Here is a 12,338-nt window from a genome sequence, read left to right as displayed (position 1 = left end):
AGCAAAATGAAAAAACCACATATGCGAATGGAAAATATTCGCATATGTTTTTTTAGCGTGGTTCGATACGGATTTTACCGCTGTCCAGCAGCACGGTTTTTACCGGGATCAGGGCGGGCAGGGCTTTGACCAGTGCCAGTGGATCGCTGACATCCAGGTTGCCTGAAACCTTGTAGCCAGTCAGCGGGCCGTCGGCCAACTGAATCAGGCCCGGGCGGTAGAGGTCCAGTTCATCCACCAGGCTGGCCAGTTCGCGATTGCGAAAGGACAGATGGCCGCTGCGCCAGCCCGCCACTTCGCCCGTACTCAACGTCTGTTCTATGAGTGCTCCCCTGTTGTAGTCCCAGGTGGCGCGTTGTTGTGCACCCAGCAGCATTGCTGACCTGGGGTCTGGGATGAACGCAACCTCGCCGTGGGCCACGCTGACCACCAATTGGCGCGAACTGCGGCGTACATCGAACCCCGTGCCGACCACCCGTATGCGCGCCTCCCCGGCATGCACCACCAACGGCTGCTCCTTGTTGGCCGCGACCTCGATGTAAAGCTGGCCCTGGTCCAGATAGATGTCACGCTGGTGGGCGCTGAAGTCCAGGCTCAGGCGCGTGTTGGCATTCACGTTCAGGGTGCTGCCGTCGGGTAGCAATATCGTGCGGGCGCCTTGGGCCAGTGTGCTGACCTGCTGTTGATGCAGCGCCACCGGGGCGCCCAGGTTCAGTGCAAAGACGGCGCAGAGCACGGCGGCAGCAGTGGCCAGCGCAAAGTGTGCGCGCCGGGGCTTGGCAGGGAGGGGGACCGGCGAGTTGATCTGTTCAAGTTCTCCCAGATCGGCCCACAACGATTCAAATTCGGTATAGGCCCGGGCATGACTCGGGTTGGCATGCCAGGCGTTGAATTGTTCGCAGCTGCCTTGGTTGCGGGTATTGCGGTTGCGTGCAAACCAATTGGCGGCCTGTTCATCGATGCTGTCGTCACCGGCCGTGTGAAAAGGGCTCATTGTGTCTGCTCCTTGCCGCTGTCCCGCTGTAGATGTCGCTTGCAGTGCAGCAAGGCCTGGGCAATGTGCTTTTCAACCATGCTCACGGATATCCCCATGCGTTCGGCAATCTGTGCCTGACTCAAGCCTTCAAAACGGTGCAGCATAAGGGCTTCTCGACGCCTGGGCGAGAGTTCTGCAACTACCCTTTTAAGTTGTTCAAGGCGTTGCAGGCGCAGGGCTGCGACCATCGGATCATCCCTGTCATCGCTCAAGGGCTCGGCCTCACTTTCACTGTGCTCGCCGTGAGCGGCGTGTCGCACTTGCTGTCGACGCCAGTGATCGCGCAACAGATTGCGCGCCATCTGGAACAAAAACGCCCGGGGCTGTTCGATTTTGCCTCGGTCCTGATAGCCCAGCCATTGGGTGAAAACATCCTGGGTCATGTCGGCTGCATCGCTGGTGTTGTCGGTACGCTTGCGCAGAAAGTGCAAAATTTGCGTATAGAACTCGCGAAAGTGATCGGCCGCGGGCGGATCGGGTTTAAGGCCAGACATGAAGATCCTTATAGACACAGCGATGCAAATAAGCTGCGAATGGTATCGATAACCATTGCTATTTGTCTCGTTGAAATTTCCTGTTTCCTTCATTCCGGTCGATAAATGGATAAATAGCCCATGGGGTCTTTACTGAATAAGTGCAGGAACCTTTAATTTCGGGAGAAAGGCTATGTCGGGTTGGTATGAGTTGAGCAAGACCAGCAGCGGGCAGTTCCGTTTTGTACTGAAGGCGGCGAATGCCGAAACCATTCTGGTCAGCGAGCAATACACCACGCTGGCGGCGGCCAAGGGCGGGATCGCCTCGGTGCAGGTCAACAGCCCGCTGGATGAGCGCTACGAGAAGAAAGTGGCCAAGGACGGCAAGCCATACTTCAACCTGAAGGCGGCCAATCACCAGATCATCGGCACCAGCGAGCTGTACTCCTCGGAGGCCGCGCGGGACAAGGGCATTGCCAGCGTCAAGCACAATGGCCCGACCACGGTGATCAAAGAGAAATTTTGATACCTGAATGTGTGCTCTTGTAACCCTGTAGATACTCTGTTGTAGATCAAACCCTATTGTGGGAGCGAGCCTGCTCGCGAACGACCTTCGCGAGCAGGCTCGCTCCCACAGTGGCAGTTTTTCCTGTTGCCGCTGCTCGTCAGCGGCTACAGGTTTACCGTTCCACAGGTACTGAGTGCCTGGTATCGCCCAACGGATGGGTTTTTGAATCAAAGAAGCGCAGTTCAAGCTTCTTGTCGGCAAACAACGCTGTGTAGTGGTTTTTCTGAAAGCGAATAAAGGCTTCGCTGCGCGGGTAAATCGAGATGCACAGGGTTTTCAACGGTGCCTGGCGCAAGGCATCGATCAGGTGCTGGTCCTGCTCACCCAGGCTGTGGCCGAAGATGCACAGCGCGTCTTTCTGGGTCAGCAACTGCTCATGACAAAAAGACAGGTAATCGGACTGGCGAATGGATTTTCGCTTGTCTTCGCTGCCGGTTTCGCTGACAAACAGCGGTACGTCGTCCAGGGCGCTGATGGAGTGGTTGATCGCAAAGTTGCTTAGCAATGTGGGTTGGTTGGCTGCCAGCTTGCGCGCCTTGCCTTCCTGGTTTTTCACCAGGTGCAGCGCGCCGTGCAGGTACAGCACACGTGTAGTCCTGCTTTTGGCCAGTGCCGCGGCAGGCTCAAAGGTTGCCTGCGGGGTACCGAACAGGTCGTTGAAACCTTTGGGTGCGTGCATCACGGCCCAGGGTGCCAGCAGGTCATAGTTGGCGCAGTACACCGTGGCGTAGCGCGCCAGTTCTTCGTTCCAGCAGGCCAGGGTTTCGGGCTGCATCAGGCGCCAGGGGATGTGCACGTCCTGGGTGCAGTTGATCAGGGCTTCCTTGATTGCGTAGTAGCGTTTGCGCGGCGAGGCCGAGTTGATGGCCAGTGCCTTGTTGACCTTGCTTGCGGTTTTCAGGGCGCTGAGCACATGTTCGAAATTGCGCGTGCCGAGGGCCTCGAACACGCTGAGTTCGGTCTGGCTCAGCGGTTTTTCGGCCACGCTTTTGGCTTTTTCAAACAGCGAGTCGTAATAGAAATCATGCCACACGGCCATGCTGGCGCCGTTGCCAATCAGCAGTCCGCTGCACGGGGTGCTGGTGCGTAACTGGTTCCAGTCTTCTAGTTGGGCATCAAATTCCTGGAAGGGGGTCATCGCAAATATCGTCTCAAGGCGTGGGCGGTAGCGGACTTTATCACGCTCAAGTGTTGAGCCAGATCAACATTGCTGCTTTGTGATTGGAGGAAGCTGTGGAGACCGAATTAGCCAATGACCCGCGAAGAGGACTCGACATGACCAGCACTTTCTTTATTCCTGCTGTAAACATTATGGGTAACGGTTGCCTGGATGAAGCCATGACTGCGATTCGCAATTATGGTTTTCGCAAGGCCTTGATTGTGACCGACGCGGGGTTGGCCAAGGCGGGGGTTGCGACGTTGATCGCCGAGAAGCTCGCGTTGCAGGATATTGATTCGGTGATTTTCGACGGCGCCAAGCCGAACCCGAGCATTGCCAACGTCGAGGCGGGCTTGAAGGTGCTCAAGGAGCATCAGTGCGACTTTATTGTGTCGCTGGGTGGCGGCTCGCCCCATGACTGCGCCAAGGGTATAGCGCTGTGTGCCACCAATGGCGGGCATATCCGTGATTACGAAGGCGTTGATCGCTCGGCCAAGCCGCAGTTGCCGCTGGTGTCGATCAATACCACGGCCGGCACGGCCAGTGAGATGACGCGGTTTTGTATCATCACCGACGAAGAGCGCCATGTGAAAATGGCCATTGTTGACCGCAACGTGACGCCGCTGCTGTCGGTTAACGACCCTGAGTTGATGGTGGCGATGCCCAAGGGCCTGACTGCCGCCACGGGCATGGACGCGTTGACCCACGCCATCGAGGCATATGTGTCCACGGCGGCCAACCCCATTACCGATGCCTGCGCGATCAAGGCGATGGAACTGATCAGCCAGAACCTGCGTCAGGCGGTAAGCGACGGCAAGAATCTGACGGCGCGGGAGAATATGGCTTACGCACAGTTCCTCGCGGGCATGGCCTTCAACAATGCCTCGCTGGGCTTTGTGCATGCGATGGCGCACCAGTTGGGCGGCTTCTATGATTTGCCCCACGGTGTATGCAACGCGGTGTTGTTGCCCCATGTGCAGACGTTCAATGCCAGTGTGTGTGCAGCCCGCCTGACCGATGTGGCCCATGCACTGGGTGCCGATGTGCGCGGTTTGAGCCCGGAAGAGGGCGCGCAAGCGGCCATTGCGGCGATTCGTACTCTGGCCAAGGATGTTGAGATTCCAGCCGGGCTACGGGATTTGGGCGCCAAGCTGGATGACATCCCGATTCTGGCCACCAACGCCTTGAAAGATGCCTGTGGTTTTACCAACCCGCGCAAAGCCGATCAGGGGCAGATTGAAGAGATCTTCCGTAACGCGTTTTAACGGCTTGCCCTCACCCCAACCCTCTCCCTCCGGGAGAGGGCCAGGGTGAGGGGGCTTTTGGACAGGCATAAAAAAGGCCGGGTTAATAACCCGGCCTTTTTATTTCTGGCTAAAAAGCGCTTATTGCACTTCTACAGCCAGGCTGTCGCTGATTTTCTTCTGCCAGATCGCCGGGCCGGTGATGTGCACCGACTCGCCTTTACTGTCGACTGCCACCGTAACCGGCATGTCTTTGACATCGAACTCGTAGATCGCTTCCATGCCCAGTTCGGCAAAGGCCACTACACGGGACTTTTTGATCGCCTGGGCGACCAGGTAAGCAGCACCGCCCACAGCCATCAGATACACGGCTTTGTGTTCCTTGATCGCTTCAATGGCGGTAGGGCCGCGCTCGGACTTGCCGATCATGCCCAGCAAGCCGGTCTGATCAAGGATCTGACGAGTGAACTTGTCCATTCGCGTAGCGGTGGTCGGGCCTGCAGGGCCAACCACTTCGTCACGCACCGGATCAACCGGGCCAACGTAGTAGATAAAGCGACCCTTGAGGTCTACCGGCAAGGTTTCACCCTTGTTCAGCATTTCGACCATGCGCTTGTGCGCCGCGTCGCGACCGGTGAGCATTTTGCCGTTGAGCAGGACGGTCTCGCCCGGCTTCCAGCTCTGCACGTCTTCCGGGGTCAGGGTGTCAAGGTTGACACGGCGGGCCGACGGGCCGGCTTCCCAGACGATTTCCGGGTAGGCATCCAGCGGTGGCGCTTCGAGGGCTGCCGGGCCGGAGCCGTCCAGCACGAAGTGGGCGTGACGGGTGGCCGCGCAGTTCGGGATCATGCACACCGGCAGGGACGCTGCGTGGGTCGGGTAGTCCATGATTTTTACGTCGAGCACGGTAGTCAGGCCGCCCAGGCCCTGGGCGCCGATGCCCAGCTGGTTGACCTTCTCGAACAGCTCGATGCGCATCTCTTCGATACGGTTGCTCGGGCCACGCTTGATCAGGTCGTGAATGTCGATGGATTCCATCAACACTTCCTTGGCCATCACTGCGGCTTTTTCCGCGGTGCCGCCGATGCCGATACCCAGCATGCCCGGTGGGCACCAGCCCGCGCCCATGGTCGGAACGGTCTTGAGCACCCAGTCAACGATCGAGTCGGACGGGTTGAGCATGGCCATTTTCGACTTGTTCTCGGAACCGCCGCCCTTGGCTGCCACGTCCACTTCCACGGTGTTGCCCGGAACGATGGAGTAGTGGATCACTGCAGGGGTGTTGTCCTTGGTGTTGCGACGGGCACCGGCCGGGTCGGCCAGGATCGAAGCACGCAGGACGTTTTCCGGCAGGTTGTAAGCGCGACGCACGCCTTCGTTGATCATGTCGTCCAGGCCCATGGTGGCACCATCCCAGCGCACGTCCATGCCGACGCGTACGAATACGGTGACGATGCCGGTGTCCTGGCAGATCGGACGGTGGCCGGTGGCACACATGCGCGAGTTGATCAGGATTTGCGCCATCGAGTCACGGGCCGCTGGCGATTCTTCGCGCAGGTAGGCTTCGTGCATGGCCTGGATGAAGTCCACGGGGTGGTAGTAGGAAATGAATTGCAGGGCGTCAGCAACGCTCTGAATCAGGTCGTCTTGCTTGATCACGGTCATGGGTCGCGCTCCTCTATAAGACGGGAACATACAATCAATAAGGTGTTTGCGACCTTGGTGCATCGGTCTGTCGAAAACATCTTTGCTTGGCATACCGGACACGCATGACCGGTACAAAAACGGCGCGGCAGTATAACCCGGTACTCTCACTGATACACCCGTAGAGGTGCAAACGAAAGTAGGGGGTGGACGAGGGGTGATAAGTTAAACTGTAAAACCACGAAATATATGAAGATCAACTGTGGGAGCGGGCTTGCTCGCGATTGCATCACCGCGGTCATTCAAAAAAACCGCGCCGCCTGCATCGAGAGCAATCCAGCTCCCACAGGCTTACCCTGCGGAGGCCAGCAGTGCCCCAGTTACACGTCGCTGACCAGCACTGGTCAGTTGCCCCGAACACCAACCTGCTCGATGCCTTGAATCAGGTTGGCGTGTCGGTGCCCTACAGTTGCCGGGCGGGCAGTTGCCATGCCTGCCTGGTGCGCTGCGTGCGTGGTGAGCCCGCCGATCTCAAGCCCGAGGCATTGAGTCGGGACCAGCATGAGCAGGGCTGGCGCCTTGCCTGTCAGTGTCAGATTGTCGAAGACCTGCAGATTGAAGCCTTTGACCCGCTGCGCGACGGTGTGCCGGCCCAAGTGGCAGGGCTCGACTGGCTCAGTCCGACGGTGTTGCGCTTGCGCCTCACGCCGCAGCGGGCTTTGCGTTATCGCGCAGGCCAGCATCTGGTGCTGTGGGCCGGCGATGTGGCGCGGCCGTATTCGTTGGCCAGCCTGCCCGAAGAAGACCGCTTTCTGGAGTTTCACCTCGATTGTGCGCACCCCGGTGAGTTTGTCGACGCGGCCCGCCAGTTCAAGGTCGGTGACGTTGTACGGCTGGGCGAGTTGCGCGGCGGCGCACTGCGTTATGATCCGGACTGGCAGGAGCAACCGCTCTGGCTGCTGGCATCCGGTACCGGCCTGGGGCCTTTGTATGGCGTATTGCGCGAGGCCTTGCGTCAGGATCATCAAGGCCCGATACGGCTGGTGCATGTGGCCCGCGACAAGGCTGAGCATTACCTCCAGAGCGAACTGCTGGCCCTGTCGGCGGCTTGTCCAGGGTTTGTGGTCGAGTACCTTGAACGCCCTCAGTTGCCCGACTACCTGTTACAGATGGGGGTTGTCTCGCGCCAGACCCGTGCCTTGGTCTGCGGTCACCCGGATACGGTCGATGCCTTTGCCAAACGTTTGTTTCTGGCGGGCTTGCCGCGTAATCAGCTGTTGGCCGATGCCTTTTTGACCCGCAGCTAGGCGCACAAAAAAGCCCCGCCTGATCACTCAGGCGGGGCTTGGGATTCAAACCTTGCAGGCTTAAACCATTTTGTCGCCGACATGCAGGATCTTCATGCCGTTGGTGCCGCCGATGGTGTGGTAGCTGTCGCCCTTGGTCAGGATGACCCAGTCGCCTTTTTCCACAACGCCACGCTTGAGCAGCTCGTCGATGGCAGCCTGGCTGACCTGTTCTGGCGGCAGCGATGCCGGGTCGAACGGTACGGTGTAGACGCCACGGAACATTGCCGCGCGCGCCTGGGTTTCACGGTGCGGGGAGTAGGCGTAGATCGGCACCGAGGAGCGGATGCGCGACATGATCAGCGGGGTGTAGCCGCTTTCAGTCAGGGCGATGATCGCTTTGACACCCGGGAAGTGGTTGGCGGTGTACATGGCCGCCAGCGCAATGCTCTGGTCGCAGCTTTCGAAGGTTTTACCGATACGGTGGCTGGACGTTTTGCTGGTCGGGTGCTTTTCAGCGCCGACACAGATGCGCGCCATAGCCTGCACGGCTTCCAGCGGGTAGGCGCCGGCAGCACTTTCAGCCGAGAGCATCACGGCGTCGGTGTAGTCGAGAACGGCGTTGGCAACGTCGGACACTTCGGCACGAGTTGGCATCGGGTTCTGGATCATCGACTCCATCATCTGGGTTGCCACGATCACCGCTTTATTGTGGCGACGTGCGTGCAGAATGATTTTCTTCTGGATGCCCACCAGCTCGGCATCGCCGATTTCAACACCGAGGTCGCCACGGGCAACCATCACCGCGTCGCTGGCCTTGATCAGGCCGTCGAGGGTTTCGTCATCGGCTACGGCTTCGGCGCGTTCAATCTTCGCTACCAGCCAGGCAGTACCGCCGGCTTCGTCGCGCAGTTGGCGGGCGTATTCCATGTCGGCAGCGTCACGCGGGAACGACACGGCCAGGTAGTCGACTTGCATTTCGGCAGCCAGCTTGATGTCGGCCTTGTCTTTTTCCGTCAGGGCCGGTGCGGTCAGGCCACCACCGCGACGGTTGATGCCTTTGTGGTCGGACAGTGGGCCGCCGATCAGCACGGTGCAGTGCAGGGCGTCGTCGGTGGCAGTGTCTACACGCATGACCACACGGCCGTCATCGAGCAGCAGCTCGTCGCCGACGCCGCAGTCTTTAACCAGGTCCGGGTAGTCGATGCCGACCACTTGCTGGTTGCCTTCGGTCAACGGATGGCTGGTGGAGAAGGTGAATTGATCACCGATCTTCAGCTCGATCTTTTTGTTGGCAAATTTGGCGATACGAATTTTCGGGCCTTGCAGGTCACCCAGCAGGGCTACGAAACGACCGTGCTTGGCAGCGATGTCACGTACCAGCTTGGCGCGAGCCTTGTGCTCGTCGGGGGTGCCGTGGGAAAAGTTCAGACGGGCAACGTCCAGGCCAGCGAGGATCAGCTGTTCCAGCATTTCCGGTGAATTGCTGGCAGGGCCAAGTGTGGCAACAATTTTGGTTCGACGAACAGACATGCAAAGACTCCTGAGTTCAAGCGCTGCCAAAGGCTACTATGGTCTTTGGCTGTAGTCATTGTTCCTCTGCACTACTTTCTGCTTAAGTTGTGGTGCATCGGGTCTGTTGTCTGAAGAATCTGGCCGTGGGGTCGATACACTGTTATGAACAGGAGATGCCCCATGCGAATCGTGCTCGTTTTAATCTTGGTCGCCAGTGCGACCGGCTGTACCCGTTGGTCGATGAACCATCATTTGAACAATGCCTATCGTGCTTACGACCGGGGCAATTGTGAAACGGTAATGCTTGAGTTGTCCGAGGTTGATCGCGACAGTCGTAGTCGCCCGTACATTTGGCCACAAACAGCTATGCTCCGTGGACTGTGTCTTGAGCGTACGAAGTTTTACCTGGATGCGTCCCAGACCTACCAGTACATCATCAACGAATTTCCCAAGAGCGAGTACGCCTACCGGGCCAAGGCTCGGATCGAGACATTGCGCATTCTCAGGTTCATCCCGGGCCCCGGCACTACTGCCCAGGCAGTGCCTGTAAGCATTCCATGATGGGCGAAATTTAAACTGGTCATTTGTGCCCGGTTGGCTAATATCAAATTCGTTCGACTGTTTTTTGTTTCTCTTGGTACTCAAACGGATTGCTCGCTCTGTCGCTGCTTGATATGTCGAGCTTCAGGTGAAGATGGCGGGCAGATCTGCACGTGACTGTTGGCCCGGATGTGGGGGACAGGGCGTTTCGAGACGCCAGCGCGGCCATGCTGAATGGCCTCTCTATAGTGAAGTTGAACATGGTTATCGAACGGCTTATCCAGCGGCACCAACTGACGTTTTTCCTGAAAGTGTTCAATCGGTTCACGGACAAGCCTATTGGCTATCTGGGCAATGTGTCTGATGGCGGGTTGATGCTGATCAGCCAGTTACCGATGTTGGTCGACGCCAATTTCGAGTTTCGGATCAAGCTTCCCGGTGCCGATGGGGAAGTGCAGTTTATCGACCTGACAGCGCGTTGCCTGTGGTGCCGTGAGGATCTAACGCCGCATTATTACGATTCCGGGTTTATCCTGTATCAGCCACCCGCCGAGTACAGCGGTTTGATCAGTGCCTTGCAGCGCTACTTCAGCTTCCAGCCCCTGCAAGCCTCTGCATAGCCCCGGGGCTGGTCTTGCCCGGGTTTGAGCGCCTAGACTGTCCGGGTCTACTGCTCAGGAACACCCCGTGACCTCTATCTTCTGGTACGACTACGAAACCACCGGTATCAACCCGCGCTGCGACCGGGCGGTGCAAGTGGCCGGCATCCGCACCGACCTTGAACTCAACGAGATTGATCAGCCGGTCAACCTCTATTGTCAGCCAAGCGACGATATCCTCCCTCATCCCATGGCCTGCCTGATCACCGGCATCACGCCCGCTCGTCTCGAAGACAAGGGCCTGGGCGAAGCCGAGTTCATGACTCGCACCCATGCCCAGCTGGCACTGCCCGGCACTTGCGGGGCGGGCTACAACTCGTTGCGCTTTGATGATGAGGTAACGCGCTACAGTCTCTACCGAAACTTCTTCGACCCTTATGCGCGTGAATGGCAGGGTGGCAACAGTCGCTGGGACCTCATTGATGTGGTGCGAACAGCCTATGCCCTGCGGCCTGAAGGCATCGTCTGGCCAGAGGAAGAGGGGCGGGTGACGCTCAAGCTTGAACGGTTGACGGCGGCTAACGGGATTGATCATGGCCAGGCCCACGATGCGTTGTCCGATGTGCGGGCAACCATTGCGCTGGCCCGGCTGATTCGTGACAAACAACCCAAGTTATATGACTGGTTATTCCAGTTGCGCAGCAAACAACGTGTGCTTGATCAAATTCGGCTATTGCAGCCCATGCTGCATATCTCGGGGCGTTTTTCCGCGGCCAGACATTATGCCGGTGTGGTCTTGCCGCTGGGTTGGCACCCAAAGAATCGTAATGCTCTGATTGTCTACGACCTGCACTTAGACCCTCAGCCTTTACTGGAGATGGACGCCGCAGCGTTGCGCAAGATGCTCTATACCCGGCGTGAAGATTTACCCGACGGTCAATTACCCATTGGGCTAAAGCTGATTCAAGTTAATCGTTGCCCGGTGGTCGCCCCCTTGAATGTAGTGCGTGCCCAGGACCAACAGCGATTGCAACTGGACATGGACCTCTATCACGCGCGAGCCCGGAGCCTTGTTGAGGCTCAGCAAGTTTGGCAGGAAAAGTTGTCGGCCATTTATGCCCGCGAAGACTTTACCCCCAGTGAAGATCCGGAGCAGCAATTGTATGACGGGTTTATTGGCGATCGAGACCGTCGACTGTGTGAGCAGGTCAGGCACAGTGACCCGGAGCAATTGGCCAAAGATACATGGCCATTTGATGATGAGCGCTTGCCCGAATTATTGTTTCGATACCGCGCCCGAAACTTTCCACATACCCTGAGTGAACAAGAACAGCAGCGTTGGCATATCTTCTGCCAGCAGCGTTTGTCGGATCCGGCCATGGGTGCGCCTTTGACCCTGGACAGCTTTATGCAGGCAGCAGATGAGCTGTCGCGCAGTGCCACGCCGGCCCAGCTAAAGCTTCTGGGCGAATGGCAGCGCTATGCCCAGGCATTGAGCCGGCGTGTCGGGTTGAACCCGCCCGCCGAGAGTGCTGACTAAAACACAGGCACTAAAAAACGCCAGCATGCTGGCGTTTTTTAGTGGCATCGCAAAATAGTTGCGGGCCCGGTGTCACTTAGTCGAGCAAAGTAGCCCAACCTTCAACCACGTCGCCGCCCCACTTGGCTTTCCACTCTTTCAGAGTTTTGTGGTTGCCACCTTTGGTTTCAATCACTTCACCATTGTGTGGGTTTTTGTATTGTTTAACCTTACGGGCACGTTTGGTGCCGGTGGTTTTAACAACGCCGCGAGGTGCTTTGCTAACTTTGGATTCCGGATCCAGCAGAGCGATGATATCGCGTAGCGATTTTTGGTATTCGCCCATCAGCGTGCGCAGTTTGCCTTCAAATTCCAGCTCGGTTTGAAGTTTGTCGTCTTCGGACAGGTTCTTCAGGCGGGCTTGCAGTTCTTTGATGGCTTCTTCGGTTGCACGATATTCGTTGATCAAGGACATGAGGATAACCTTATGTTGAAAAGGATGTCAGGGAGACAGTGGCGCAATAGTAGTCAGACAGTTACTGCAAGTAAACATGAAAGGGCTATTTAATTTAAAATTTTATTCATTAACTTTGCCCTCGGGAATATGCGCGCTATTAAATACACCGCGCTACAGTGAGGTTAATATGGACGATCAATAACATCGGCAAGTGTCCGTCCATTGCAGTGCAGGCCACGTCGATGCTGGTGTGGCACCTTTGGTGCGCGACCCGATGGCGCAGGTGCCGAGCTGTAAC

12 protein-coding genes are annotated in these 12,338 nt (G+C 57.7%); 6 read left to right on the top strand and 6 right to left on the bottom strand.

The features are described from left to right. Positions 1-52 precede the first annotated feature (52 nt). On the bottom strand, positions 53-994 hold the full coding sequence (locus GHO42_RS21070; RefSeq protein WP_153326802.1) for a FecR family protein: 942 nt from the start codon (positions 992-994) through the stop codon (positions 53-55). Then, positions 991-1,530 (bottom strand): RNA polymerase sigma factor, encoded by a 540-nt coding sequence (locus GHO42_RS21065; protein ID WP_153326800.1) that lies wholly within the window; start codon positions 1,528-1,530, stop codon positions 991-993. The genes GHO42_RS21070 and GHO42_RS21065 overlap by 4 nt, the downstream gene beginning before the upstream one ends. 172 nt (positions 1,531-1,702) lie before the next feature. Here GHO42_RS21065 and GHO42_RS21060 point away from each other — a divergent pair, with 172 nt between their 5' ends. Next, positions 1,703-2,035 (top strand): YegP family protein, encoded by a 333-nt coding sequence (locus tag GHO42_RS21060; RefSeq protein ID WP_095001804.1) that lies wholly within the window; start codon positions 1,703-1,705, stop codon positions 2,033-2,035. Positions 2,036-2,189: 154 nt separating this feature from the next. On the opposite strand, the gene GHO42_RS21055 is transcribed toward GHO42_RS21060, so the two are convergent. Beyond that, positions 2,190-3,215 carry a DUF4917 family protein gene (locus GHO42_RS21055; RefSeq protein ID WP_095019258.1) on the bottom strand — a complete coding sequence of 342 codons (1,026 nt, stop codon included), beginning with the start codon at positions 3,213-3,215 and terminating at the stop codon, positions 2,190-2,192. Between the two features lie 137 nt (positions 3,216-3,352). Between GHO42_RS21055 and yiaY the strand changes: the two genes are divergently transcribed. Further along, entirely contained in the window at positions 3,353-4,501 is a 1,149-nt protein-coding gene (gene yiaY / locus GHO42_RS21050; RefSeq protein WP_095001802.1) for an L-threonine dehydrogenase, read from the top strand. A gap of 120 nt (positions 4,502-4,621) precedes the next feature. Here yiaY and GHO42_RS21045 read toward each other — a convergent pair whose 3' ends face one another. Continuing rightward, a complete protein-coding gene (locus tag GHO42_RS21045; RefSeq protein WP_095001801.1) occupies positions 4,622-6,145 on the bottom strand; it encodes a fumarate hydratase in 1,524 nt (507 codons plus the stop codon). Between the two features lie 350 nt (positions 6,146-6,495). Here GHO42_RS21045 and GHO42_RS21040 point away from each other — a divergent pair, with 350 nt between their 5' ends. Continuing rightward, a complete protein-coding gene (locus GHO42_RS21040; protein WP_095021324.1) occupies positions 6,496-7,431 on the top strand; it encodes an iron-sulfur-binding ferredoxin reductase in 936 nt (311 codons plus the stop codon). 60 nt (positions 7,432-7,491) lie between these two features. On the opposite strand, the gene pyk is transcribed toward GHO42_RS21040, so the two are convergent. Further along, positions 7,492-8,943, bottom strand: a complete 1,452-nt coding sequence (gene pyk, locus GHO42_RS21035) for a pyruvate kinase (protein WP_088377893.1) — start codon at positions 8,941-8,943, stop codon at positions 7,492-7,494. 162 nt (positions 8,944-9,105) lie between these two features. Here pyk and GHO42_RS21030 point away from each other — a divergent pair, with 162 nt between their 5' ends. From GHO42_RS21030 to sbcB, 3 genes are all read left to right on the top strand, one after another. After that, complete coding sequence (locus tag GHO42_RS21030; protein ID WP_095001798.1) at positions 9,106-9,486, top strand: tol-pal system YbgF family protein; 381 nt, start codon at positions 9,106-9,108, stop codon at positions 9,484-9,486. Between the two features lie 239 nt (positions 9,487-9,725). Continuing rightward, positions 9,726-10,085: a PilZ domain-containing protein gene (locus tag GHO42_RS21025; protein ID WP_095001797.1), complete on the top strand. Its 360-nt coding sequence runs from the start codon at positions 9,726-9,728 to the stop codon at positions 10,083-10,085. Between the two features lie 67 nt (positions 10,086-10,152). Beyond that, positions 10,153-11,604, top strand: coding sequence for an exodeoxyribonuclease I (gene sbcB / locus GHO42_RS21020; protein ID WP_178126946.1), 1,452 nt, complete (start codon positions 10,153-10,155; stop codon positions 11,602-11,604). 76 nt (positions 11,605-11,680) lie between these two features. Here sbcB and mvaT read toward each other — a convergent pair whose 3' ends face one another. Beyond that, positions 11,681-12,058 carry a histone-like nucleoid-structuring protein MvaT gene (gene mvaT, locus GHO42_RS21015; protein ID WP_048363549.1) on the bottom strand — a complete coding sequence of 126 codons (378 nt, stop codon included), beginning with the start codon at positions 12,056-12,058 and terminating at the stop codon, positions 11,681-11,683. Positions 12,059-12,338: the final 280 nt, after the last annotated feature.

The sequence above is a fragment of the Pseudomonas sp. FSL R10-0056 genome (assembly GCF_009600105.1).
Classification (GTDB): Bacteria; Pseudomonadota; Gammaproteobacteria; order Pseudomonadales; family Pseudomonadaceae; genus Aquipseudomonas; species Aquipseudomonas bubulae.
The sequence above is the reverse complement of the archived record's forward strand: the minus strand, read 5'-3'. Positions and strand labels throughout refer to the sequence as shown.